The sequence below is a fragment of the Georgenia yuyongxinii genome, from assembly GCF_006352065.1.
GTDB lineage: Bacteria > Actinomycetota > Actinomycetes > Actinomycetales > Actinomycetaceae > Georgenia > Georgenia yuyongxinii.
Genome location: NZ_CP040915.1, coordinates 130,767 through 156,615, shown reverse-complemented (window position 1 = coordinate 156,615; position 25,849 = coordinate 130,767). Strand labels below are relative to the sequence as shown.

Below are 25,849 nucleotides of genomic sequence, written 5' to 3'. Positions count from 1 at the left end.
GAAGGGGGGCGCCGCTGCGTGGGGTCATGGCAGCTCCGTCTCCTCGTGGGCGAGCAGCGGCTCCCACACCCGGCGGGCCAGGACGCCCAGGCGGGTACGGTCCTGCGGCCACCAGGCCTGCTCGGCCGCGGTCGCGGTGCCGAAGACGTCGGTCAGCGACGCCCCGTCGCCCCAGCACAGGACGTGATGCTCGTCGGTGCGGTCGAAGCCGCCGTTCCACTCGCGGGTGGCGTTCTCCAGGGCCATCGCCTCGGAGTCGCCGCCGTACCTGCTGGTGGCGTAGGCGCACGAGACCGGCACCGGCATCGGCAGGGGCTCCCGCGCGGCGAGGGACCGTAGGTGGACGAGCTGGTCGAGGAGCTCGCGCGCCTCGGCCTGGGGCGGCGCGGTGAGCCGGGAGACGACCGCGCCCGGCCGGTTGTGCCGTGGCCGGCCGATGGTGGCCGCCTGCCAGTCCCGGCCGGGATGCGCGGCGGCGAGGGCGAGCACCTGGACCCAGGCGCGCAGCCGGTGCTTGGGGGCGAGCCGGGAGAAGACCGTGCGGACCACCGTGGTCTCGTGGACCCCGGGCACGGTGCCGGTCATGTCGAGCCCGGCGGGAAGCCGCACGGTGGCGTCGACGGCGGTGGCCGGGCCGACGGCGAAGCGCCGCGCGGCGTCGGCGATGGGCGCGACCCGGGTGTCGACGTCCAGGAGCGTGGTGCGGCCGAGCTCACGGGGCGGGACCTCGCCGCGACGCCACTCGGCGTTGACTGCCTGACGCTGGTCGACGCCGGCGAGCCGGGCGGCGAGCAGCCGGTCGCCGATCTGCCAGGTGGCCAGCGGGTCCAGCGCGAGCGGCAGCCGGTCCTCGACCTCGGCGACGTCCCCGGCGAGAGACAGCTGCAGGCGGCGGCGCAGGAACCACTTGACCGGATGCTCGAGCATGGCGACGAGGTCGTCCAGGTCGACGCCGAGCGGCGCATCCAGGGCCGGCAGCGGCTCGGTGAGGAACGCCGTCGTGCCGGTCCGGGGGCCGCGGCCCGCCTGCGCGGCCCGGTGGGCGACGGCGTCGAAGCTGAACGGGCCGGGCCGGCCGAGGGCCCCGGCGGCGAAGTTGCGCTCGTCCACCACCTGCAGGGGGTGGCGGACCAGGACGTGGTCACGGACCGGACGGCCGTCCACGGTGGCGGCGGCGGCGTCGAGGGCGTCGAGCAGCTCTCCGACGGGGACGGCGGGCGGCCGGGTGGCGCCCGTGCGCTCATCGGCGCCGGTGTAGAGGACCACGAGGTGCTCGCCGGCGGCGGTGACGGCGTCGAGGAAGAGCTGGCGATCCTCGCTGCGCCGGTCGCGCTCGCCCAGGAGGGGATCGCGGAGAAGGACGTTGTCGCCGTCGGCGGAGGTGCCGCGAGGGAAGGCGCCGTCGTCGACGCCGAGGAGGCAGACCACCCGGTGCGGGACGGCGCGCATGGGCTCGAGTGAGCACATGGTCAGCGCGCCGGTGCGGAAGCCCGTGCGGGTGGGCCGGCCCGCGAGGCGGTCGGCGAGCAGGGCTCGCACGTCCGGCAGGCGCAGCGGGACGTCCGCGTGGTGCTGGCCGCCGGCGCGGACGCCGGCGAGCACGCGGCGGGCCTGGACCACCTGCCAGGCGTCCGTGGGCGTGGTGTCGGTGAGCAGGGTGACCGCGCGGTCGAGGGCGTCGAGCCACACGGCGAGGGGCCGGACCCCGTCGAGGGTGTCGAGGACGTCGGTGAGCCGGTCGAGGAGCTCGGTGAGGCGCCCGGCGAGGTCGATGTCGGTGGAGTCGACGTCGTCCATGGGCAGGGCGGGGCCCACGTAGCGGTGGTCCTCCTCGGCCATGGCGGCGCCGAGCAGGATGCGGTCCAGGGCGACGTCCCAGGTGCCCTGGCGCAGCTCGGGCAGCCCGAACCGGGCGCGGCGACCCAGGTCCTCGCCCCAGTGCACGCCGGCGGCGACGGACCAGTCGCGGATGCGGTCGAGGTCGTCGCCGTCGAGGCGGAACCGGCGGCGGACGGGCTCGGTGGCGGCCAGGTCGAGCACCTCCGAGGCGGTGACGCGGCCGTCGGCGAGGGTCAGCAGGGAGCTGAGGACGCCGAGCACGGGGTTGATCCGGCCGGGTGAGCGGTCGGCGAGGCGTACCCGCAGGGTCTGGCCCGGGTGGACCTTGCCGTGGTGCTCGGCCTCCTCGGCGACCAGCCCGAAGGTGGCAGTGACCAGAGGGGCGACCGACTCGATGTCGGGGCTCATGACGATGACGTCGCGCGGTTCGAGCGTGGGGTCGTCGGCGAACAGGCCCGCCAGGACCTCACGGAGCACCTCGACCTGGCGGGTGCGCCCGTGGCAGGCGTGCACCTGGACGGTCCGGTCGCCGGGGGCGAGGGCCTGCCGCGCGGCGGAAGGGTCGTCGTCACGCAGGCGCTGCTGGAGGGCGCCGAGGAGGGTGGCGGCCGGCGCGGGCGCCGGGTGGTGGGTGACGGCGGGCGGCACGGTTTCGGCGGCGTCAGCCCCCGGGCCGGTGCCGGGCCCGGTCGAGGTGGCCGTCGCGCCGAGGCGGCGCTGCAGCTCGGTGGCGTCCCGGGCCATGGAGGCCAACATCGGGTGGCCGGCGAGGGCGGCCTGGTCGCGTCGACGGCGCGAGGGGGCCGGGCCTGCCGCTGCGATTTGGTCCCACAGCACGGGCGAGGGATGCGGGAGCCACAGGTGCACGTCGCGGTGTGCCGCCAGCGTGGTGAGCACGCGGAGCTGGTCCTCGGGCAGGCGGGTGGGCCCGAACACCGAGAGCCGTGCAGGCAGGTCGACGGCGTCGGGGCTCGCCTGGAGGGCCGCGAGGGCCTCGGCAAGGTGCTCACCGGGGCTCGGCACGCCGACCCGGTCCCGGAGACGGCGCCAGAGCACGGGCTGCCAGGCGAGGTCGGCCGGGACGGGCGCGCCGGCACCGTCTTCGTCCAATCCGCGTGCCCAGGCGTCGGTGAGGGCGGGCCGCTGGGAGGCGTAGGCGGCGAACAGCCGGGCGACGTGCCGTGCCAGGCCAAGGCGTCGACCACGCCGGACCTCGTCCTCGTCGCCGCCGAGGTATCGCGCGAGCGGCGCGGCCCAGCTCTCCCCGAGGACGTCGTCGATCACCTCCAGGAGCGGCCAGGTGAGGCGCTCGGCCTGCCAAGGGTCGTCGTCCGCGTCGCGATGCGCCGCGGCGGCGAGCACGTCGCCGACCAGCCGGTGGGGGGCGGCGAAGGTGACGTTGGCGCAGACGCCGGGCTCGCCGTCGGGCCCGGCGCCGAGGTGGTGCGAGAGCCGCTGGGCGAGCCAGCGCTCGACGCCGCGGGTGGGAACGGCGACGACGTCGGGTGTGAAGGGGTCGTCGGGCGGGTCGGCGAGCACGGCGGCGAGCGGCGGCACGAGCGCGTCGGCGCGCTCCGAGCGGTGCAGGTGAAGCACGGCGTCGTCCTCCCTCGGTCGGCTGTTCGCCACCCTATGACGCACCACCGACATGCCGGCCCGTGCCCGCGCGGAGGCCCCCTCACGGGCACCACGGTCAGCCCGCCCCACCCACCAGCGCCACCAGCTCTTCGTGCTCACGGCGCAGCCAGTCCGGCCCGTCGACGAGCCGGAGGTCGTGCACCGCCCGGCCCGCCCGCACGTGCTCGAGGTAGCGCCGGTCCGCGGCGATCCGCCGATCCAGCTCGTCCCGGTCCCCCACCGTGCCGTGCCCGGGCACCACCACGTCGACCCCGTCCGCGAGCGCGGCGAACCGATCAAGGGCCCGGTCGTAGTCGCCGAGCGGGTCCGCCGCGCGGTGGTCCGGCAGCGGGACCTCGACGTCGGAGAGCATGTCCCCGGCGATCAGCACCCGAGCGTCGGGAAGAACAAGCGCGGCGTGACCTGGCGCATGCGCCCCGTGCTCCACGACCTCCACCCGCGGTCCCGCCCAGGCCAGGACCTCCCCCACGAGCGCGGTCACCCCGCCGAGCGGGCCGCCGTCGACCCCAGCCAGGGCCTCGCCAGCCTTGCCCTGGTTCTCGGCCAGCCGCTCCTCGGCGGTCCTGGCAGCGACGGCGGTGGCATGGCGCGGCGCGTCCCCGAGGGCGTCTCGCCAGAGCAGGTGGTCCCAGTGCGGGTGCGTCGAGAATCCCGCGACCACGCGCAGGCCGCGGCGCGCCAGCTCGGCGGCGAGCGCGTCGATCTCGGCGGCCGTGACGGCCGGATCGACCACCAGGCACCCGCCGTCGTCGCCGAGGACCACGGTGGTGGTCGTGGTGCAGAACGGGTGGGTCACGACGAGGACGCCGTCGGCCACCTGCTCGAGCGTGGCATCGGCCGTCACCGGCTCTCCCTTCTCATGGGCCAGGGTCCGGGTCTCATGGGCCAGGGTCCGGGCAAGCTCCGGCGGGCAGCGTCTCACGACTCGGGCAACCGGTCCCCGGACCAGGACAACCCGGCCACCGTGCGGACCCCCGGCCTCGGTGGGCCCACCCGCCATATCCTCGTGGCCGAGCCCATCCCCGTCCACGTTCTAGCCTGAGGTGCCCCCTTGCCCGACCTGCGCGACCTCGCCCGCGAGCGCATCCTCGTGCTCGACGGCGCCTGGGGCACCATGTTCCAGGGCTTCGAGCTCACCGAGGCGGACTTCCGCTTCGACGGCGCCGACCCGGACCGGTCCTACCAGGGCAACTTCGACCTCCTCCAGCTGACCCGGCCCGACCTCGTCCGGCAGGTGCACCGCGCCTACTTCGACGCCGGCGCCGACATCGCCACCACCAACACGTTCACCTCCACCACCATCGCGCAGGCCGACTACGGCACCCAGGCGCTCGTGCCGGCGCTCAACCGTGCCGCGGCCGCCCTGGCCCGGGAGGTGGCCGACGAGCTCACCGCCGCCGACGGTCTCCCACGCTGGGTCGCCGGCGCCATGGGCCCCACCAACCGCACCGCGTCCCTCTCCCCCGACGTGGACCGGCCCGAGTACCGCGCCGTCACCTACACCGACCTCCTGGACGCCTACGCCGAGCAGGCCAGCGCCCTGCTCGACGGGGGCGCGGACCTCATCCTCATCGAGACCGTCTTCGACACCCTCAACGCCAAGGCGGCGCTGCACGCCGTCGAGCAGGTGGGCGCCGAGCTGGGCCGGACGGTCCCGGTGATGCTCTCGGGCACCATCACCGACGCGTCCGGGCGCACCCTGTCCGGCCAGACGCCCGAGGCGTTCGTCATCTCCACCGAGCACGCCGACCTGCTCTCGGTCGGCCTCAACTGCGCGCTCGGCCCGGAAGCCATGCGCCCCCACCTGCGCGAGATCGCCGGCGCCACCGGCCGGCTCGTCTCCGTCCACCCCAACGCCGGGCTGCCCAACGCGTTCGGCGGGTACGACGAGACGCCCGAGCAGATGGCCGCCACCCTGGGCGACTTCGCCCGCGAGGGCCTGGTCAACATCGTCGGCGGCTGCTGCGGGACCACCCCCGAGCACATCGCCGCGATCGCCGCCGCGGTGGCCGGCACCCGCCCGCGCACCCCAGCCACCGTCCCGCACCACCTGCGCCTGTCCGGGCTGGAGCCGTTCACGGTCACCCCGGAGCGCAACTTCGTCAACATCGGCGAGCGCGCCAACGTCACCGGCTCGCCGAGGTTCAAGGCCGCCGTCATGGACGGCGACTGGGGCCTGGCCGTGCAGATCGCCCGGCAGCAGGTGGAGGCCGGCGCGCAGCTCATCGACGTCAACCTCGACGAGGGCATGCTCGACGGCGTCGCCGCCATGACGCACTTCCTCAACCTGCTGGCCGGCGAGCCGGACATCTCCCGCGTGCCGGTGATGGTGGACTCCTCCCGGTGGGGCGTGCTCGAGGCCGGGCTGCGGTGCCTGCAGGGCCGCGGCGTGGTCAACTCCATCTCCCTCAAGGACGGCGAGGAGGAGTTCCTCCGGCGCGCCGGCATCGTCCGCCGTCACGGCGCCGCCGTCGTCGTCATGGCCTTCGACGAGACGGGCCAGGCGGACACGTTCGAGCGGCGCACGGAGGTCTGCGCGCGGGCCTACCGGCTGCTCACCGAGCGGGCCGGCCTCGCGCCGCAGGACATCATCTTCGACCCCAACGTGCTCACCGTGGCCACCGGCATGAGCGAGCACGACCGGTACGCCCTGGACTTCATCGAGGCCACCCGGTGGATCAAGGCGAACCTGCCCGGCGCCCTGGTCAGCGGCGGGATCAGCAACGTGTCCTTCAGCTTCCGTGGCAACAACACCGTCCGCGAGGCGATGCACACCGTCTTCCTGTTCCACGCCATCCGCGCCGGCCTGGACATGGGCATCGTCAACGCCGGGATGCTCGGCGTCTACGAGGACATCGACCCCACCCTGCGCGAGGCGGTCGAGGACGTCATCCTCGCCCGCCGCGAGGACGCCACCGACCGGCTCATCACCCTGGCGGAGAGCTACAAGGGCCAGGCCCGGGAGGCCGGCGACGGCGCAGCGGCCCGCAACGCCTGGCGCCAGGCCCCCGTGGCCGACCGGCTGCGGCACGCCCTGGTCCAGGGCATCTCAGACCACGCCGTCGCGGACGCCGAGGAGGCCTACCAGGAGCTGGGCTCCGCGCTGGCCGTCATCGAGGGCCCCCTCATGGACGGCATGGACGTCGTCGGTGACCTGTTCGGGGCGGGCAAGATGTTCCTCCCCCAGGTGGTCAAGTCGGCCCGGGTGATGAAGAAGGCCGTCGCGCACCTGACCCCCTACCTCGAGGCCGCGGCCGCCGCGGGCACCCGCACCAAGGGCCGGGTGGTGCTGGCCACCGTCAAGGGCGACGTGCACGACATCGGCAAGAACATCGTCGGGGTGGTCCTCGCCTGCAACGGCTACGACGTGACCGACCTCGGCGTCATGGTTCCGGCCGAGAAGATCCTCGACACCGCCGCCGAGCTCGACGCGGACATCATCGGCCTGTCCGGGCTCATCACCCCGAGCCTGGACGAGATGGTCGCCGTGGCCACCGAGATGACCCGCCGCGGGCTGACCACCCCGCTGCTCATCGGCGGGGCCACCACGTCCGCCGCGCACACCGCCGTCAAGATCGACCCTGCCTACCCCGCCACCGTGGTCCACGTGGTCGACGCCAGCCGCGCGGTCGGCGTCGCGGGCGACGTCATCGCCCGCGAGGACGTCATCGCCGCCCGGGTGCGCGCGGAGTACGCCGAGCTGCGCGAGCGGCACGGCGCCAAGAAGGTCGAGCTGGTCAGCATCGCCGCTGCTCGGGCCGACTCCCGCGTCGTCGACGCCCCCGGGCAGCTGGCCCCCCGGAGCGTGGGCCGGCACCTGCTCGAGCCGGGCCTCGCCGAGCTCGTGGACCTCATCGACTGGACGCCGTTCTTCTCCGCCTGGGAGCTGCGCGGCACCTACCCCAAGATCCTCGACGACCCGCGCCAGGGGGAGCAGGCCCGTCAGCTCCTCGCAGACGGGCAGGCGCTGCTGCGCCGGGTCGTGGACGAGGGACTGTTCACCGCTCGAGGGGTCGTCGCCCTGTGGGCGGCCCACCGCGACGGCAACGACGACATCGTCGTCCAGGCATCCGACGGCGAGACCCGGTTCCACACGCTGCGCCAGCAGAAGCTGCGGCAAGGTGGCGGGTACGCGGCCCTGGCGGACTTCGTCGCCCCGGCCGGTGACCACCTGGGCGGCTTCGCCGTCGCCGTCCACGGCGCCGACGAGCTGGCCGCCGCGTTCCGGGCCGAGCACGACGACTACTCGGCGATCCTCGCCCAGGCCCTGGCCGACCGGCTCGCCGAGGCCTTCGCCGAGTGGGCGCACCGGTACGTGCGTACCGACCTGTGGGGCTACGCCCCCGACGAGGCGCTCAGCGTGGCGGACCTGGTCAAGGAGCGCTACCCCGGCATCCGCCCCGCACCCGGCTACCCGGCCCAGCCCGACCACACCGAGAAGCGCACCCTGTTCCGGCTGCTCGATGCCGGCGCGACGGGTCTGGCGCTGACCGACTCCTGCGCGATGACCCCGACCTCGGCGGTGTCCGGCCTGATTCTCGGGCACCCGGACGCGCGGTACTTCGCCGTCGGCAAGCTCGGCCGGGACCAGGTGGCCGACTACGCGGCCCGCAAGGGCTGGACGGTGACCGAGGCCGAGACGTGGCTTGGGCCCAACCTCGGCTACACGCCCTGAGGCGGTTCCCATTGCCACCGGGGGCCACCTCGCGTGCGGCGACGGACGACGGCGCAGCAGCGCCGTCGTCCGTATCGGTTGTCGTTCGCATCAGTTGAGGTAGCTCACCGCGCCGTGACGGCCTGTCCGGTGGCGACGCGCTCACGGGCCGTCTGGTCGTCCTCGTGATCCCGGACTCCCCGGACCCGTCGGACAGCCAGGACCACCACGGTGAGGACCACGAGGGCGACGGCGTTCTGCCACCAGCCGCCCCCGAGGACGGACAGGTTCCCGGAGGCGTTGAACGAGGCGTGCAGCAGGCCGATCGCGAGGATGCTGCCACCGGTGCCGAGGAAGACCGAGCCGAGCAGGAGCCGCATCACCGGGGCAACCGCGAACAGGACGGCCCAGGTGACCGCCACGTCCCGCCAGCTGGTGCCGGTCAGACCGTGCTCGTCGAACGCGAGCGGCAGGTGGATGAGCGCGAAGGGCACAGCGGCCAGCAGCGACCCGGCGAAGAACCCGTGCCGGTCCATCAGCCGGCGCTGGACGAACCCGCCCCAGGCGGTCTCCTCGGCCAGGTTGCCCAGCACGCCCAGGACCAGCACCCCGAGGACGAGGTAACGGACGATCTCGGTGGTCCACCCGTCGGCCGGGCCGGTGTAGGTGCCGGTGGCCAGAGCCACGGCGGCGGTGAGGACCGGCAGGGCCACCAGCACGACCAGCCACCAGCCGACCCCGATGCGCCAGCGCAGCAGTCCGGCGAGCAGCCGCCGCACCTCGGCCCGGCCGCCGATCACGGCGGCAGCCCCGACGGGTACCACCACGAACAGCAGCAGCTGGACAAGCAGGGCCGCCTCGGGGGGCAGCCCGGCGGCGAGGGCGCCGAGGTGGGTGACCCAGGTGAGGCCGACGAGGGCGGTGGCCGCGGAGGCCACCGGGTGCGCGGCGACCGTCCGGGTCACCGGGCTCGCGGTACGGAGGGTGTTCATGGCAGCTCCTTCGGTAGGTGCCTCCAGCCTCCGCCGCGCATGTGGCGCCGTCGTCGGCCGTGCGGCCGGTTCCGCCCCCGACCAGCGACGTACGCCTCACGGCCGACGCGGCCGGCGGCGCGAGTGCCTACCGTGGTGCCGTGGCCGGCACCGCTGCCTCGCGCCGTCCCCGCCGGGTCATCGACCCGCGGGTGGCCGACGGCGCCGTCGCGCTCGCGCTGCTGGCCTGGCTGCTGCTGGACCAGGCCGGCCGGGTACCGGTGCCCGGGCAGCGTCCAGGTGACGTTCTCGCCGTCGTGCTCGCGGCCCTGCTGACAGTGCCGTACGTGCTGCACCGGCGGCTGCCGCTCGTGGCGGCGGGGACCGTGCTGGCGGCGCTGATCGTCTACTCGCTGCGGCACTACGCCGCCTACCCCGGGCTCAGCGTCTTCGTCCTCGTGCTGGGCGTGGCGCTGCACGCCGACCGGCGGCGGTCGCTCGTCGTGTTCGGCGCCTCGGCGGCGGCACTGGCGGTCTCGCTGGCCGTGCAGCCGGCGGAGGTGACCGACGTGTCCGCCTGGGTCGCCACCCTGCTGACGACCGTGGTCGCGTGGCTGCTGGGGGAGAACTGGCGGTTGCGCCGCGGGCGTGTGGCCGCGCTGCAGGAGCGCGCCCTGCTGCTCGAACGGGAGCGGGAGGAGCGGGACAAGCGAGCGGTGACCGCGGAGCGGCTGCGCATCGCGCGCGAGCTGCACGACAACGTCGCCCACGCGATGAGCGTGATCGCCGTGCAGGCCGGCATGGGGCACCACGTCATCGACACCCAGCCCGCGGAGGCCAAACGGGCGCTCGCCGCCATCGAGGGCACCACCCGCACCGCCCTGGTGGAGATGCGCCGGCTGCTCGGTGTGCTCCGCCAGGAGGGACAGGCCGAGGCCGCGCTCGAACCGCCCTACGGCCTGGCCGACGTGCCACGCCTCGTGGCCGCGGCGGGCGATGGTGGGGTCCGCGCGAGCCTGCAGGTACGCGGCGGCACGCGCGAGCTGCCCGCTGGGGTGAACCTCTCGGCGTACCGGATCGTGCAGGAGGCGCTGACGAACGTGATCAAGCACGGCGGTACGCACGCCCGGGTGCTGCTCGACTACACCGGGAACGAGCTGGGCATCGAGGTGACGGACGACGGCGCAGCTCCCGGTGGCGGCATTGCCGGCAGCCGCGCCAGCGGCGACGGCGGCGACGGCGGCGACGGCGGCGACGGCGGCGACGGCGACGGCGGCGGCGGCGGCGGCGGCGACCGCAAAGGCGCCGGCGGCAGACGCGGCGACCGACTCGCCGGTGGTGCGGGGCACGGCCTGATCGGCATGCGCGAGCGGGCGGCCGTGCTCGGCGGCACGTTCACGGCCGGCCCCACGCCCGACGGCGGGTTCCGCGTGTGCGCGCACCTGCCCCTCGGCGGTCCCCGATGATCCGGGTGGTCGTCGCCGACGACCAGGCCCTGGTGCGCGGCGGGTTCCGTGTCCTCGTCGACTCCGCCCCGGACCTGGAGGTGGTCGGCGAGGCGGCCGACGGCGCCGAGGCCGTGGAGCTGGTGCGCCGCGAACGCCCGGACGTGGTGCTCATGGACATCCGGATGCCGGTCATGGACGGGCTCGAGGCGACCCGCCGGATCCTGGCCGACGACGCACCGACCACCCGCGTCCTCGTGCTGACCACCTTCGAGCTCGACGAGTACGTGTTCGGGGCGCTCCGGCTCGGTGCGAGCGGCTTCCTCCTGAAGGACACCCCGCCGGCGGACCTGCTCGCCGGCATCCGCACGGTGGCGGCGGGCGAGGCGCTCCTCGGGCCGAGCGTCGTGCGCCGCCTCATCGAGGAGTTCGCCGCGCGTCCCGATCCGCGCGTGGCCGCCGCGCCGGAGCTCACGGGCCTGACCGACCGGGAGGTGGAGGTGCTCACACTGGTCGCCCGCGGCTGGTCCAACAGCGAGATCGGCGCGCAGCTGTACGTCACCCCGGCCACGGTGAAGACCCATGTCAGCCGCCTGCTGATGAAGCTCGGCGCCCGCGACCGCGCCCAGCTGATCGTGCTCGCCTACGAGAGCGGCCTCGTCACGCCCCGCCACCCGCACTGAGCGCGGACGGAGGCACGCCTCGCAGCAGGGGATAATCGGCCATGTCATGACCACCACCCCGCGCGCTCCCACCCTTCCGCGGGAGATCTGGGTTCTCGTGGCCGCGGCGTTCGTGATCGCCATGGGGTACGGGCTCGTCGCGCCGGTGCTGCCCCAGTTCGCGCAGAGCTTCGACGTGGGCGTCGCGGCCTCCTCCGTGGTGGTCAGCGTCTTCGCGTTCTTCCGGCTGGTGTTCGCGCCGGCCGGGGGGCGGCTGGTCGCCAGGCTTGGCGAGCGGCCGGTCTACCTCACCGGGCTTCTCATCGTCGCCGCGTCGAGCGCCGCGACCGCCTTCGCACAGAGCTACGCCCAGCTGCTGATCTTCCGGGGCCTGGGCGGCATCGGCTCCACGATGTTCACTGTCTCGGCGATGGGCCTGATCATCCGGCTCGCCCCACCCGCCGCCCGCGGACGCGCCTCCGCCGCGTACGGCTCGGCGTTCCTCATCGGCGGCATCGGCGGCCCGCTCGCCGGCGGCCTGCTGGCCGAGGCCGGCCTGCAGGTGCCGTTCCTCGTCTACGCCGCCGCGCTCGTCCTCGCCGCGACCGTGGTCGCCGTGCTGCTGCGCCCAGCCACGCTGCGCCGGCCCGCCGGGACGGTGGAGAAGCCGCCGATGACCCTGCGCGAGGCCGCCGCCCACCCCTCTTACCGGGCCGCGCTGGCCTCGGCGTTCGCCCACGGCTGGTCGAACTTCGGAGTGCGGACGGCCATCGTGCCGCTGTTCGCGACGGCGGCGCTGGGGGCCGGCGCGTGGGCCGCGGGCGCGGCGCTGGCGGCCTTCGCCATCGGCAACGCCGCCGCGCTGAGCCCCGCCGGCCGGCTGACCGACGCGCGTGGCCGCAAGCCGCTGGTGCTCCTCGGGCTCGTCGTGGGCGGGGTGCTCACCGCCGCTCTTGGCCTCGCGGGCAACGTCACCGTGCTGCTGGTGCTCTCCGCCGCCGCAGGGATCGGCACCGGCCTGCTCAGCCCGGCCCAGCAGGCCACGGTCGGGGACGTCATCGGGCACGAGCGCTCGGGCGGGCCGGTCCTGGCGACGTTCTCGATGTTCCAGGACGCCGGGGCGATCCTTGGCCCGATCCTCGCCGGGCTGCTGGTGGACCACGTGGGTTACGGCGCGGCGTTCGCGGTCAGCGGGGGGATCTCGTTGCTGGCGGCCGCCGCGTGGCTGCCGGCGGAGGAGACGCTGCCCGGGCGTGAACCCGCAGGCCGTGAGACCGCCGGCCGCGGGGACCGCCCCGGCAACAGCGACCGTCCCGGCAGATGAGGGCGCCGAGGTAGTCGTACCGGTCCGGCCGGGAGCCGTCCACCACCATGCCCCAGGCCAGTGACCCGGCCACGAAGATGCCGCCATACGTGGCGAGGATCCTGCCGAAGTTCGGGTCGGGCTGGAAGGTGGCGACGAAGCCGTAGGCGCCGAGCGCGACGACGCCCGCGCCGACCCACAGCAGCCCTCGGTGCTCGCGTATGCCTTGCCAGATGAGCCAGGCGCCGCCGATCTCGGCGAGCGCGGCCAGCAAGAACAACGCGATGGACCTGACAAGTGTCAGGCTGACGAACCTCAACCGGACGGTCCCGATCGAGGCCGGGCGTCAGCTCCGGTCGGAAACGCCGGTCGCGGCCGGCTCCAGCTCTGGAACCGGCCCATCCGGTAGGCCCTCTGCCGTCGTGCCGCCTGCTGCCGCGGCGGCGATAGGGGCCTTGCCCACGGACGCAGGTTCCGCCGTCGTCCCGGCCGCCGCCTGGGCCTCGGTGACCGCCTCGCCGCGGGCGACCATGCCCGCCACGTCGGACAGGGCGATCTCCCGGACGAAGAAGGCCAGAACGAAGCCGAGCGCGAGCAGCGGGACGAGGTACCAGAACGCGGGTGCGAGGGCGTCGGCGTAGGCGTCGACCACGCCCTCCTTCAGAGGCGTCGGGAGCGCCTGGACCACCTGGGGCGTCAGGGACGACGGCGCCGCCTCCCCGCCGGTCTGCGGCGCCCCGGCGAAGACGTCCTCGAGGCCGGCGACGAGCCGGGAGGTGAAGATCGAGCTGAACAGGGCGGTGCCCAGCGCCGCGCCGATCTCGCGGAAGAAGTTGTTCGCGCTGGTGGCCGTGCCGATCTCGCGCGGGTCGACGGCGTTCTGCACCGCCAGGACGACCGTCTGCATGACCAGGCCCAGGCCGGCGCCGAGCACGAAGATCATCGTGGAGTACTGCAGCATCGAGATGTCCGCGGTGATCGTGGTCATCCAGATGAGGGTTGCCGTGGCGATGCCCATGCCGGCGATGGCGTAGATCTTGTAGCGGCCGGTCTTGGTGATGGCGATGCCGGAGGCGATGGCCGTGGCCATCATGCCGACCATCATCGGGATCATGAGGAAGCCCGACTGGGTGACACCCACACCGGTGGCCATCTGCAGGAAGGTCGGCAGGAAGCCGAGCGCGGCGAACATGCCCATGCCGATGACGAGGCCGATGGCCGTGGCCAGCGTGAACACGGAGTTGCGGAACAGGCGCATCGGCAGGATCGGGTCCTCGGCCCGCAGCTCCACGGCCACGAACACACCCCAGGTCACGACGGTGCCGAGGATCAGGCCGGTCAGGCGGGTGTCGCCGAGGTCGTAGCTGCCGACCATGCTCTCCCAGGTCGCGACGACGATGAGGCCGGAGGTGCCCAGGGTCATGAGGACGGCGCCGAGGACGTCGATGCGCTTGTCGGAGCGGTGGCTGGGCAGCTTCAGCGTCACCCAGGCCACGGCGAGGGCGAGGAGCCCGACGGGGATGTTGACCCAGAAGGCCCAGCGCCAGTCGTGGGCGTCGGTGAACCAGCCGCCGAGCAGCGGCCCGGCCACCGCGGCGACGCCGAACAGCGCACCCATCGGGCCCATGTACTTGCCGCGCTCCCGCGCGGGCACGATGTCGGCGACGATCGCCTGGGACAGGATCATCAGGCCGCCACCGCCGAGGCCCTGGATGCCGCGCCAGATCACCAGCTCGGTGAAGCTGCCCGCGAAGCCCGCGCCGGCGGAGGCCAGCGTGAACAGCGCGACCGCGATGAGGAACGGCCAGCGCCGCCCCCAGCTGTCGCCGGCCTTGCCGTACATCGGCATGACCACGGCCACGGCCAGGATGTAGATGGTGATGAGCCAGCCCTGGTGCTCCACGCCGTCGAGCTCGCCGACGATGGTGGGCATCGCGGTGCTGATGATCGACTGGTCCAGCGAGGACAGGAACATGCTGGCCATCAGCGCCGCGAAGATCAGCCACACCGTGCGACGGTCGAGGACGATGGGGGCGCGGTCGGCGGGGACGTCGGTCGCGGTCTGGGGCGTGCTCACGCGGTCTCCTACGAGAGTTATGGGAGGCCGGTAGGACTTTCCTCAGGCATAGCCTGAGCGAAGTACTACCGGCGCCGTGGGCGAGCGGGACCCTCGGGACGTTGGTCCCAGGCGCCACGGGCCGGAGCCACGCTAGACCGATACGGTCTCGCGTCCCAGGTAATAACCCATGACGTGCGCCACATGACGTGCCGACGCCACCCCGACGCTCACGAGCCCAGGCGACCCGGCGACCCGACAACACACCACCGCGCTACGGCGTCCGCTCAGGAAGCGAGCAGGTTGCGGATCTCCTCGGCGCTCAGCGGTGCGGCGAGCTCGCCACCGTCGTCGATCACCCGGTCGAACAGGTCCTGCTTGCGGGCCTGGAGCTCGAGGACCTTCTCCTCGATGGTGTCCTCGGCGACCATCTTGTAGACCATCACGTGCTTGTCCTGGCCGATGCGGTGGGTGCGGTCCACCGCCTGCGCCTCGGCCGCGGGGTTCCACCAGGGGTCGAGGATGAAGCAGTAGTCGGCCTCGGTGAGGTTGAGACCGAAACCGCCGGCCTTGAGGCTGATGAGGAACACCGGCGCGGGCCCGGTCTTGAACTCCGCGATCCGTGCGGGTCGGTCCCGGGTGCGGCCGTCGAGGTAGACGTACTCGATGCCCTCCTCCTCGAGCCTGGCGCGGACGGTTCCCAGGAAGCCGGTGAACTGGCTGAACACCAGGGCGCGGTGGCCGCCGTCGACCACCTCCTGGAGCTGCTCGAGGAACGCGTCGGCCTTGGACGAGCGCACCCCGGCGTACTTCTCGTCCACGAGGGCGGGGTCGAGGCTGAGCTGGCGCAGCAGGGTGAGCGATCGCAGGATCGTGAACCGGTTCTTGTCCAGGTCGTCGACGAGGTCGAGGATCTTGCGGCGCTCACGCTGCAGGTGGGTCTGGTAGATCTTGTGGTGGCGCGGGTTGAGCGTGACGCGCAGCACCTGCTCCTGCTTGGGTGGCAGGTCCGTGGCGACCTGCTCCTTGGTGCGGCGGCGGATGAACGGCCGGATCCGACGGCGGAGCGTAGCCAACCGGGCCGGGTCCGCGCCGCTCTCGATGGGCTTGCGGTAGGTCTCGGTGAACGCCGTGGGGTCGGGGAACATCCCGGGCGCGACGATGGAGAGCAGCGACCACAGGTCCATGAGGCTGTTCTCGAGCGGGGTGCCGGTGATCGCGAGCTTGAACGGGGCGGCCAGCTTGCGGGCGCACTGGTAGATCTTCGCCTGGTGGTTCTTGACGAACTGCGCCTCGTCGAGCACCAGCCCCGCCCACGGCAGCGCGGCGTAGCCGGGGTTGTCGAGGCGGAACAGGGCGTAGGAGGTCAGGACCAGGTCTGCGCCGGCGACGTCGTCGACGAGCGGCCGGCCGGACTTCTTCTGGGTCTCGGTCACGGTGGCCACCCGCAGGTCGGGGGCGAACCGGGCGGCCTCCACGGCCCAGTTGCCCACCACGGACGTGGGCGCGACCACCAGGACCGGGGCGGTGAGCGTGCCGGCCTCACGCGCCCGGCAGATGGTGGCGAGGGTCTGCAGCGTCTTGCCCAGGCCCATGTCGTCGGCAAGGATCCCGCCGAGCCCGCTGTCCCACAGGTATGCCAGCCACCGGTAGCCCTCGAGCTGGTACGGGCGCAGCTGGGCCGCCAGCCCGGCCGGCACGGCGGGCGGCTCGGCCTCCTCACCGGCCAGCAGCCGGGTCACGGTCGCCGACCACCGGGCGCTCTGCTCCGCCACGACGCCGAGCTGGGCCAGCTCCTCCCACAGACCCGCCTGGTAGGTGCTGATCCGCAGGCCCTTGCTGGCTCGGTCCTGCAGGTTCCGGGCCTCCTCGATGAGCCGGCGCAGCTGGTCGAGCTCGGGCCGCTCCAGGCTGAAGTAGGTGCCGGAGCGCAGCACCAGGTGGCTCTCACCCCGGGCGAGGGCGGTGAAGAGCTCCTGGAACGGCACCTCCTCCCCGTCGAGCTCGACCTGGACGCCCAGGTCGAACCAGTCACGGTCCTCGGAGTCCGTGGCCGAGAGGCGGATGACGGGCGCGGCCTCGGAGAGGCGGTAGTCGGGGACCGCGTCGTCCAGGTCGACGACGACGCCCTGCTCGCGCAGCCCGGGCACGATCTCCTCGACGAAGATCGCGGCGTCCACCCCGCGCAGCTCGACCTCGGGCACCAGAAGGAGCTGGCCGCGGTCGAGCTCGCGCAGCTGCGGGACGACGTCCGTGGGCAGGGCGAGCTCGGCCAGGAGGCGCCGCTCGACCGCCAGGTCCCGGCCCGGTGCGGTCGGCCCACGCAGCGGCACGAGCCGGGCCTGGCCGTCGACCTCGTACCGGAAGGACCAGGTGACGGTGAGGCGGTGGCCTGCCGTGGGAGTGGCCCGGACCGTCAGCCGGGGCGGGGCGATCTCGGGCAGCTCGACGCTCTCGTCCCGCGAGCGCACGTCGATGACCTGCCGCAGACCGGGGTAGTACTCACGCAGGAAGCGGTCGACGTCCGTGGCCGGCACGGTCAGCGAGCCGGCGGTGACCAGCGCGGCGGCCTTGGGGGTGAGCGCCTGGGCGAGCGGGGTCAGCAGGAGCCCTGTCGGGGTTCCCGACGGACCCGTGGTCGCCAGCACGAGCCCGTGCGGCGGGTTCCCGACGGTGGTCAGGGTCCGCCCGGCCCCGTGCCGGCCGGCCAGCTGCACCACCGGCGTGACGGCGAGGTCCGCCGTCGCCGTCCGGGCGAGGTCGAGGACGACCTCGGCGGGCTCGTCCGCGAGGGCGACCGGCCCCGGCGTGCCCTTGGCGGTGACCAGCGGGACGCCGGTGTCGACCACCCGCCGCAGCAGGTGCCACAGGGTGGGGCCGAACTCGTCGAGATACACCGGCTCGTCGGCGTAGTGGTAGTAACCGCGGGACTGGTGTGCGCGGTACAGGTCCTGCAGCGCCTCCCGGTGGGCCCGCACGTGGTTGCCGCCGATGTAGGAGTACTGCAGGTCACGCCAGGTGATCCCGGTGCGCACCCAGTTGTCCCGCTTGCCCGGCCGCACCGGCCGCAGCCGCAACCGCGGGGCGCCGGGGCCCAGATCCATGAGCTCGACCTGCAGGCCGATCGGCACCCCGGACTGGTCGGGGGCCGCCGGCCGGCGGACGACGTCCGCCAACACCTGCTCCCACTCCGGGACCCCGGGCGTACGCGCGGCGGCGGCCGCGCGACCGCGGCCTGTCAGGTTCTCCAGGGCCGCGACGAGCACGGCGGCCATGTGCTTGCAGTTCACGGCCACCGGGCAGGTGCACCGCCCGCTCAGCGGACCGGCGCCGACGGTGACGAGGGTCTGGTAGGGGCGCTGGCGGCTGCCCTCCACCGACGCGTAGAGCACCCCGGTCCGGGCATCGTTGCTGAGCCAGGTGACCCGACCGTCCCGGGCGTACGCCTCCCCGCGGCGGAACGTCTCGGGCCCGACGGCGTCGACGATTGCCGCCTCGTCGGGCAGGTTCGACCAGGCAGTCAGATGCGCTGCGGCGCCGGTTCCGGGCACACGCCAAGAGTAAACGGGCCGTCCGACATTCCCGATTCGCGCGTCGCCGGTGGGATCCCGGACCTTGACGTCCCCCAACCCTCGCGGCGGACCGAGCCCGCCGCTAACCTGCCGCCACGACCTCAACGTCGAGGTCCGGAACCAGGGGGAGTCTTCATGCGGACATCCATCCGCCGCACGTTCGTCGCGGCGACCGCCACGAGCGCACTCGTCATGACCGGCCTGGCCGCCCCGGCACTGGCCTCGCACTCTGTCGATCCACCCGGCGATGCGGGCAGCCCGGGCGACGACGTCATCACGGTGCCCATCAACGACTCGGCGGCCGGGGGCACCTACTACCAGCCCTTCCAGCGGGCCTACGCCGGCGCGACCGCGGAGGGCACCCCGGTCTACGTCTACGTGCCGGTCGGCGCGCTCGACGCCGTCAAGGGCGTCCACAGCCTCGACCCGGCGTTCGACCACAACGAGGGCGACGGGTTCGTCCCGTGCGCCGACCAGAACCCCGCCGACTACGTCCTCACCCAGGCGCAGATCGACTACCTCGGCGACGAGCTCTCCACCCAGATCGTCCACGTCAACGAGCAGCATTTCGGCCCGATGGCCGCCGCCGACCCGGCGGACCCGGACAGCGACTCCCTGGTCACGCTCGTCTACAACGTCCAGGACGAGAACTACTACGACTGCGCCGTCGACACGTACACGGCCGGCTACTTTGCCCCGGACTTCATCGACTCGCTCGGGATGAACGTCATCGTCCTGGACGCGTTCGACTGGGCGAACCGGGTGGGCGAGAACCCGTCGGCCGAGCCGTGGGGCGACGGCGACCCGGCCAACGACCGGCCCCAGCTCTACGAGGGCGTCATCGCTCACGAGCTCGAGCACCTGCTCATGAACTACTCCGACCCGGGCGAGCTCTCCTGGGTGGACGAGGGCCTCGCGGACGTCGCCGCGTTCCTCAACGGCTACGACATGACCGGCAGCCACCTCACCTACCAGCAGGTCTTCCACCGCGAGACCTCGCTGACCCGGTGGGGCGGCGGCCTGGAGAACTACGGCGCCTCCTTCAGCTACTTCGCCTACCTGTGGGAGCAGGCCGGCGGCAACGGCGGCGGCGACCTCACCCCGGACCTGGAGTACGACGACGCGGCGGGCGACCTGCTCATCAAGCTGGTCTTCGCCGAGCAGGCGGACTCCATCGAGGGCGTGCAGAACGCCATCGACGCGTTCAACGCCCGGACTGGCGCTGACCTGCGCTCCGCGGAGGACCTGTTCCGCGACTGGGCGGTGACGATGTACCTCGACGATGAGGACTCGAGCGTGTGGGACCTGGAGAACTTCGACCTCGGCCCCACCTCCGGCGGCTGGACGATCGACGTCGCCAACAGCGTGTTCTGGGACGACCGGGGCAGCTACCAGGGCGCCCAGCCGGCCCCGAAGTGGGACAACGCGGCGAACCGGCCGGACTCCACCGCCCTGCCGTTCGGCGTCTCCTACGAGAAGTTCCGCAACCCCGGCCCGCGGGTCGCGCTGCAGTTCGACGGCGAGGACTCCGCCCAGGTGGCACCACACTCGGGCGAGACGCACTGGTGGGGCGGGTACGCCAGCCAGTCCGACACCATCCTCGCCCTGGACACCCCGGTGGCCGGCGGTGACACGGTCGACTTCTGGACCTGGCACTTCATCGAGGAGGGCTGGGACTACGGCTTCGTCGAGGCCGAGGTCGACGGCGAGTGGGTCACCGTCCCGGTGACCGACGTCGCCAGCGGCGCCGTCGTCTCCACCGACGAGAACCCGCACAGCAACAACACCGAGGGCAACGGCATCACCGGCACCTCGGGCGGGACGTACTTCGTGGACGAGCCGCAGTACGTGCAGTACCAGGTCACGCTGCCCGACGGCGCGACGGACCTGCGGTGGCGCTACTCCACCGACGCGGCGTACCTCGACACCGGCTGGTTCATCGACGACATCACCGTGAACGGTGCCGACGCCGCGGTCTCTTCCGAGGATGGCAACTGGATCGAGACCACCGGCGAGCAGGACAACAACTGGACGGTGCAGGTCATCGCCACGTGCGACCTCACGCCCGGGACCGCGAGCGCCGGTGAGATCGTCGACGACGCGGGCAACCACGTCTACCGGTTCACCGGTGACGACATCTCCACCTACACGCTGAGCACCAAGTGCGCGAACGGCCCGAACACGGACTTCGTGGTCTCGGTGTCCAACCTGCCCAGCGGTGACCTCACCGTGCTCGACGCGGGCTACGACTACTCGGTGGTGAAGACCAAGAAGTAGCCGGGCCCGGCGCTCGTAGAGAGTTCGGGGCATCCAACGGTCGGGCCGGTGCGGACACTGTCCGCACCGGCCCGGCCTGTGCGGGTCAGATCAGACGTGGCCCGGCCTGTGCGGACAGGTCAGATGCGGCGGCCGTACGGAGCGCCCCAGGCGGGGCCGGCCTCCATCTCCGTGGCGAGGGGGTCGCCCGCGCGGGCGAGGTGGTTGGGCCCGTCGGCCAGCTCCAGCCTGCGCACCGTGCGCCGCAGGGCGGCGCACTCCGCCCGGTGCTCGTGGAGCTGGTCGGCGAGATACGTCGTCCAGATCCACCGGAGCTCCGCGTCCGGCTCCGCCTCGGCGAGGCGGAGCTCGTCGTCCAGCTGCCGGCCGGTGCTTGCGAGACAGGCCACCATCGACGGCAGGTCACCGACGGGACAGCCGCGGGCCTGGGCCGCGCCGAGCGACCGCTCGACGTCGTCCACCGAGCGTTGCGCCTGTCGGCGCATCCGCACGATCGTGGCGGCGTCGACGTCCTGCGGGCCGGTCGTGGGCGGGGCCGGGGCTGGGAGACGGCTGCCGACCAGCCGCACCACCGCGACGCCGACCAGCCGCACCACGGCGCCGACCAGGGCGAGCGCCACGAAGGTGGCGAGCAGGATCGGCCAGCCGACGCCGTCGGCCATGGTTGTGCCAGCAGAAGCGCCCATCTGGACCTCACTGACGTGCGGAATGGTGCTGAGTGTCTGCCACCTGCACGGTACGTCTCAGAGCGTGCAGGAACCAGGGGTACGCGGCGCCGGCCCACGTGCTCCCTTCGCGAGCGCTGTTGTTCGCGGCTCGCGCAGGTGGTTCACCAGGCGCCCGAGCCGCGAACGGGCGCCTGCGGCCAGAGCGGCCGCCGTCGGCAACGAGATGGGGCGCAGCACCGGGTCACAGCGCCTCGATGACGTCGCACGTCTCGCGGGCAGACCGGGCGTAGTCCACCCGGGTGGCGTACTCGGCGCAGCGTGCCGCCACAGCCGGGTCGGTGAGCAACCGGTCGAGCTTCGCCGCCAGGCGTGCGGCCGTGAGCCCCCGCACGCCCAGGCGGTCGCCGACGCCGAGCCGGATGAGCCGGTTGGCGTTGTCGGGCTGGTCGTGCGCGAACGGCACCACCAGGTGCGGGATCCCGGCGTTGAGCGTCTGCGCCAGGGTCCCGATGCCACCGTGGTACACCATCGCCGCGGCCCGGGGCAGCAGCCGTGGGAGGTTCGCCCACTCCACGGGCAGCACGCCGGGCGGCAGCTCGGCGGGGAGCTGCTCACGGAACCGGGTCAGCAGCACCGCGCGTCGGCCGAGCCGGCGTGCGGCGCCGACGGCGGCGGCGAAGAACCGCGCGCCGTGCAGGTTGGCGGAGCCGGGGGTGAAGACGACCGGCGGCTCGCCGGCCGCCAGGAACTCCTCCAGCTCCGGGCCCAGCGGGGCGTCGTCGTCCCGGTGGTCCACGAAGCCGGTGAGGGCGAGGTTGCGGGGCCAGTCCGGCTGCGGGGGCGCGAACCAGTCTGGGAACAGGCCGAGAACACGGTCCGGGGAGTGCATCCACCGGCCGAAGATCCGCGTGACCGGCGCGAGCCCGAGCTCGGCGCGGAAGGCGTTGAGGTCGGGGGCCATCAGCGGGTCGACGAAGCGTCGCTCGAGCTGGGCGAGCCGCCAGGCGTGGAAGCCCACGGGCAGCCAGTCGGGTGCCTTGACGGGCCCCATCTCGGCGTTGTCGTGGGCGCTCATGAACAGGGTGGGCTGCAGGTGCACGGTGGCCAGGCGGAAGCCGAGCCGTTCCTGCGCGAGGCGGGGGCCGAAGGCGAGCCCAGACGCGACGAGCACGGTGCTCGCCGGGTCGAGCCCCGCGATGTACTCGTACATGGGCCGCATCGTCGGGAGGATCGCCTCCCGCGCGACGGCCCGCAGCGCCCGGGTGGGGTGCCACAGGTCAGGGTCGCGCATGGCGCGCTCGAAGTCCGCGACGGTGCCCGTGGGCACGAGCTCGAGGTCCGCCCGCTCCACCACGCCCCGGAAGTACGGGTTCGTCAGGACGCTGACGCGGTGCCCACGCGCCCGCAGCTCGGCGCCGAGCCCGACGAGCGGGACGACGTCGCCGGCGCTGCCCACCGTGGCCAGGACGACGTGCGTCACCGGACCACTCCCCGGCTCACCGGACGCCACGCATCATCGGGCCACCTCGTTGCGCAGCGGCGCGCCGGCCAGCAGTGCGGCGACGTTGTGGGCGATGAGCTGATCGGCGCCCACCGGGCGGCCGCCGGCGGCGTGCGGAGTCAGCAGAAGGTTCGGCAGGTCCCACAGCGGGGACTCGGCGGGGAGCGGCTCGACGGCGGTGACGTCCAGCGCCGCGCCGGCGATCGAGCCGGACGTGAGCGCGGCGGCGAGGGCGTCCTCGTCCACCGTGGACCCGCGGCCGACGTTGACCACGTAGGCGTGACGCGGCAGCGCCGCCAGCCGGGCGGCGTTCAGCGCCGCGGCCGTGGCGTCGGTGCCGGGCAGGATCATGACGAGCACGTCCGTGCGGGCCAGCTCGGCGTCCAGGTCGTCCTCGGCGACCACGGGGAACCCCGCCCGCTCCCCGGCGCTGCGGGCGACGCCGGTCACGTGCGCACCGAGCGCGCGCAGCACCGGCGCGAGGGTCTGCCCGATGTTGCCGAAGCCCCAGACGAGCACCCGCGCACCCAGCAGGGTGGTCACCAGGCCGTCGGGGCGCAACGGCTGCATGCCCCCGAGCTCGCGCGCCCAGCGGTGCTCGGCCTGGGCGACGGCGCTCTGGGGGAGGCGGCGCACGAGCGCGAGCGTCAGCGCCAGGGCGTGCTCGGTGACCGTGGCGTCGTGCAGGCCTACTCCGGAGGTGACGACGACGCCTTCGGGATACCCGGCGGCGAGCACGGAGTCGGGGCCGGCGGCGAGGGCCTGCACCCAGCGCAGGTCCGGCATGCGGCCGGCGACCTCCGCCAAGTCGGCTGTCGCGCTGCCCCAGACCACGAGGGCGTCGGCGTCCAGGTGCTCCTGGGGCACCGGCGCCGCGGCGTCGTAGCGGACGGGCGTGACGGCGTCGGGCAGGACGGGGTCGAGCGGCAAGGAGTCGGGCAGCAGGAGCTTCATGGGGTCCTCAGGTTTCGTCAGCGGTTACTGACGAGGATATGGACCTCCGCGTACCACCCGAGATCAGGACCGGCCCACCGCCCCGCAGGCGGGCGCGCTCGCCGCGCACCATCCCCGGCCGCTCACCGTCCCGGGTCAATGCCCCTGCGCTGCTTGAGCCGGGCGAGCTCGTCCTCGGCCTCGCGGCCGTGCTCGAGCTGTTCGAAGGCTTCGCGGACCGCCGGGCCGTCCGGGTCGGTCCAGGCCAGCTCGTCGTATGCGGCGGCCCGCGCCTGCAGCTCGCGCGCGGCACGTTCGGCCTCACGGGCCGCGGTGGCCGCCTCGGCCGCGTCCCGGCCGGACTCGCCCAGCGCCCGCCGCACGTCCAGCGAGGCGCGCGCGGCGTCCTGCTCGGCGCGCACCGACAGGTAGCGCAGGCGGGACTCCTCCACCCGCTCCTCGACCTGCCCCAGGCTTCGCTCGAGCCGCTGGACCTGGGCGTCGAGCTCCCCACGCCGGACGTGCAGCGCGTCGCGCCGCTCTCGGGCCACGATCGCGCGGCGGAGCAGGTCCCTCGCGCCGGTGTCGTCCCCGCGGGCGACGGCGTCCTCGGCCTGACGGCTCAGCCGGGCGATCTCGTCGGAGGCGCGCACCGCGAGCAGCTCGGTGCGGCGGCGCTGGACGGCGAGATCGGCCACCGCGCGGCGCGCGTGGTCGAGCCGGTCCTCCTGCTCCCGCTGGGCGGCCGCCACGACGGCACCCGGGTCCTGGACGGGCCCGGGCGCGTTGCGTCGTGCCCGCACGATACGGGTGAGACGACGTCCGATCGCCATGGCGCTCCTCGTCGCCGGTCAGCCGAGGCGCCGGGCGCCGTAGGACTCCTGCCATGCCGTCAGCGCGCCGACCTCCACGGCAAGCCGTGACCCGGCGTCGAGCAACCTGGCCTCGCCCACGGCCCCACCGGTGCTCAGCACGGAGGCACGCAGCTCGGCCGAGAGGCGCCCGTGCTCGCGCACGCGGCCGTCGAGCTCGCGGGCGAGCGCGCTTCGGAGGGCTCGGTCGGGCTCTCGCTCGGCGAGCCGCAGCTGGTCGTCGAGCTCCTGCCCGGCGTCGGCCAGCCGGGCGGCCACGGCGGGCAGCTCACCGACCGGGCGGTGCTGGGCGTAGGCGGCGGCGAGCGCCCGCTCCGTCGCGTCCTGGGCGTCCTGCAACGCGACCCGCTGGCGTGCCAGCTCACGCCCGGCCTGGTCGCCGACGACCGTGCGGACCCGCAGCGCACCCCGGCGGAGGAGTCGCGAGCGGCGGATCTTCCGGACGACCACCCATGCCGTCAGCCCGGCGGCGGTCAGCAGGACGAGGAACGTGACGCCGCCGATCACGGCGATGGTGGTGAGGGCGTCCGCGACGGCGCTGGTGGCGCTGGCGGAGGCCGGCAGTGCGGTCACGGCGATCACTCCCCGACAGTTGGCATGCCCGTGGTCCACTCTATCCGCCGACCGCGCGGCCGATCCATGGGTCCGGAGCCGGCCCCCTCCTCCGGCCGCCATCCCGGCGAGATGTCAACTTCTCCGTGACATGTCATGACCGTGGTGACGGCGGGGAGCGGTCCTCCGCCGCCTGCGCCGCAGCAGCTGCGCGGGCCACCCACGACGGTGTCTGCCCGTACCGCTGGCTCGGGACGAGGCGACCGGCGGCGCTGTCGTCGATGAGCTGACGCAGGCGCTTCTCCCTGGTGGCCTCCTGCTTGGCCGACAGCACCCAGTGGATGCAGACCTTGCGGTAGGAGGCGGTCGCGGCGTCGAGGAACGCCGCCGCGGCCGGGTTGGCGCGCACCTGTTCCTCCGCCTCCGCGGGCAGGGCTTCCAGCTCGGCCTGCTCATAGGCGTAGATGGCCTGCCGGTCGGCCTTGCGCCGTTCATAGGCAGCGAGACCGGCAGGCGTCATCCGGCCCTCCTCGATCAGGCGAGCCACCGTCTCGAGGTTGATGCGGCTCCACGTGCTGCCGGGCTTGCGGGGCGTCCAGCGCTGGCGGACGGCGTCGGCGTCGATGCGCTGGGCGACCGAGTCGATCCAGCCGAAGCACAGGGCCTCGACCACCGCGTCGGCCCACGTCAGCCCGCGGTCCGGGACGTGCTTCTTCCGCAGGCCCATCCACAGCTCGGTGGCCGTGTCGTGGTTCTCCCGGAGCCACACGCGGAACTCCTCGGGCCCGCTGAAGAACAACGCGGGCCGCTCCGGCGTGCCACCAGGCGTCGGGCTCATGCGACGAGGGTGCCACGCGCCACCCACCCGGCCCTCACGTATCGTGGAAGGACCGACAGAGGAGCAGC

At 73.7% G+C, this 25,849-nt stretch carries 16 protein-coding genes and 1 pseudogene; 5 read left to right on the top strand and 12 right to left on the bottom strand.

What is annotated here, in order from left to right; all coding sequences use genetic code 11:
- Positions 1 to 24: 24 nt before the first annotated feature.
- A complete protein-coding gene (gene recC, locus FE374_RS00645) occupies positions 25 to 3,435 on the bottom strand; it encodes an exodeoxyribonuclease V subunit gamma (protein ID WP_139926778.1) in 3,411 nt (1,136 codons plus the stop codon).
- Positions 3,436 to 3,532: 97 nt separating this feature from the next.
- A complete protein-coding gene (locus FE374_RS00640; protein ID WP_168205527.1) occupies positions 3,533 to 4,321 on the bottom strand; it encodes an MBL fold metallo-hydrolase in 789 nt (262 codons plus the stop codon).
- A gap of 207 nt (positions 4,322 to 4,528) precedes the next feature.
- Between FE374_RS00640 and metH the strand changes: the two genes are divergently transcribed.
- Entirely contained in the window at positions 4,529 to 8,152 is a 3,624-nt protein-coding gene (metH, locus tag FE374_RS00635) for a methionine synthase (RefSeq protein WP_139926776.1), read from the top strand.
- A gap of 104 nt (positions 8,153 to 8,256) precedes the next feature.
- On the opposite strand, the gene FE374_RS00630 is transcribed toward metH, so the two are convergent.
- Entirely contained in the window at positions 8,257 to 9,123 is an 867-nt protein-coding gene (locus FE374_RS00630; protein ID WP_139926775.1) for a CPBP family intramembrane glutamic endopeptidase, read from the bottom strand.
- Positions 9,124 to 9,263: 140 nt separating this feature from the next.
- Between FE374_RS00630 and FE374_RS00625 the strand changes: the two genes are divergently transcribed.
- From FE374_RS00625 to FE374_RS00615, 3 genes are read left to right on the top strand one after another with little or no spacing between them, the layout of a single operon-like run.
- Positions 9,264 to 10,568 (top strand): sensor histidine kinase, encoded by a 1,305-nt coding sequence (locus FE374_RS00625; RefSeq protein WP_168205526.1) that lies wholly within the window; start codon positions 9,264 to 9,266, stop codon positions 10,566 to 10,568.
- Positions 10,565 to 11,230 carry a response regulator transcription factor gene (locus tag FE374_RS00620; protein WP_139926773.1) on the top strand — a complete coding sequence of 222 codons (666 nt, stop codon included), beginning with the start codon at positions 10,565 to 10,567 and terminating at the stop codon, positions 11,228 to 11,230. The genes FE374_RS00625 and FE374_RS00620 overlap by 4 nt, the downstream gene beginning before the upstream one ends.
- Before the next feature lie 46 nt (positions 11,231 to 11,276).
- On the top strand, positions 11,277 to 12,533 hold the full coding sequence (locus FE374_RS00615) for an MFS transporter (protein ID WP_139926772.1): 1,257 nt from the start codon (positions 11,277 to 11,279) through the stop codon (positions 12,531 to 12,533).
- On the opposite strand, the pseudogene FE374_RS19625 reads toward FE374_RS00615, so the two are convergent.
- The 3 genes and pseudogenes from FE374_RS19625 to FE374_RS00600 all read right to left on the bottom strand — a co-directional run.
- A pseudogene (locus tag FE374_RS19625) lies at positions 12,517 to 12,816 on the bottom strand (YnfA family protein); the annotation flags it as partial. The gene FE374_RS00615 and the pseudogene FE374_RS19625 sit on opposite strands and share 17 nt — an antisense overlap.
- 42 nt (positions 12,817 to 12,858) lie before the next feature.
- On the bottom strand, positions 12,859 to 14,589 hold the full coding sequence (locus tag FE374_RS00605; protein ID WP_230978411.1) for an MDR family MFS transporter: 1,731 nt from the start codon (positions 14,587 to 14,589) through the stop codon (positions 12,859 to 12,861).
- Positions 14,590 to 14,855: 266 nt separating this feature from the next.
- A complete protein-coding gene (locus FE374_RS00600) occupies positions 14,856 to 18,119 on the bottom strand; it encodes a DEAD/DEAH box helicase (protein ID WP_223173601.1) in 3,264 nt (1,087 codons plus the stop codon).
- Between the two features lie 156 nt (positions 18,120 to 18,275).
- Here FE374_RS00600 and FE374_RS19420 point away from each other — a divergent pair, with 156 nt between their 5' ends.
- Entirely contained in the window at positions 18,276 to 20,417 is a 2,142-nt protein-coding gene (locus FE374_RS19420; protein WP_223173600.1) for a M6 family metallopeptidase, read from the top strand.
- Between the two features lie 119 nt (positions 20,418 to 20,536).
- Here the strand turns inward: FE374_RS19420 and FE374_RS00595 are convergent, their stop codons facing one another.
- From FE374_RS00595 to FE374_RS00570, 6 genes are all read right to left on the bottom strand, one after another.
- Complete coding sequence (locus tag FE374_RS00595) at positions 20,537 to 21,103, bottom strand: hypothetical protein (protein WP_139926770.1); 567 nt, start codon at positions 21,101 to 21,103, stop codon at positions 20,537 to 20,539.
- A gap of 223 nt (positions 21,104 to 21,326) precedes the next feature.
- On the bottom strand, positions 21,327 to 22,565 hold the full coding sequence (locus tag FE374_RS00590; RefSeq protein ID WP_168205525.1) for a glycosyltransferase: 1,239 nt from the start codon (positions 22,563 to 22,565) through the stop codon (positions 21,327 to 21,329).
- 33 nt (positions 22,566 to 22,598) lie between these two features.
- A complete protein-coding gene (locus FE374_RS00585; protein ID WP_139926768.1) occupies positions 22,599 to 23,540 on the bottom strand; it encodes an NAD(P)-dependent oxidoreductase in 942 nt (313 codons plus the stop codon).
- A gap of 122 nt (positions 23,541 to 23,662) precedes the next feature.
- The gene (locus FE374_RS00580) at positions 23,663 to 24,352 is read right to left on the bottom strand and encodes a PspA/IM30 family protein (RefSeq protein WP_139926767.1); all 690 of its coding nucleotides are present in this window, start codon (positions 24,350 to 24,352) and stop codon (positions 23,663 to 23,665) included.
- A gap of 18 nt (positions 24,353 to 24,370) precedes the next feature.
- On the bottom strand, positions 24,371 to 24,964 hold the full coding sequence (locus FE374_RS00575; protein WP_139926766.1) for a hypothetical protein: 594 nt from the start codon (positions 24,962 to 24,964) through the stop codon (positions 24,371 to 24,373).
- 133 nt (positions 24,965 to 25,097) lie between these two features.
- On the bottom strand, positions 25,098 to 25,781 hold the full coding sequence (locus FE374_RS00570; RefSeq protein WP_139926765.1) for a YdeI/OmpD-associated family protein: 684 nt from the start codon (positions 25,779 to 25,781) through the stop codon (positions 25,098 to 25,100).
- Between the last annotated feature and the right edge of the window lie 68 nt (positions 25,782 to 25,849).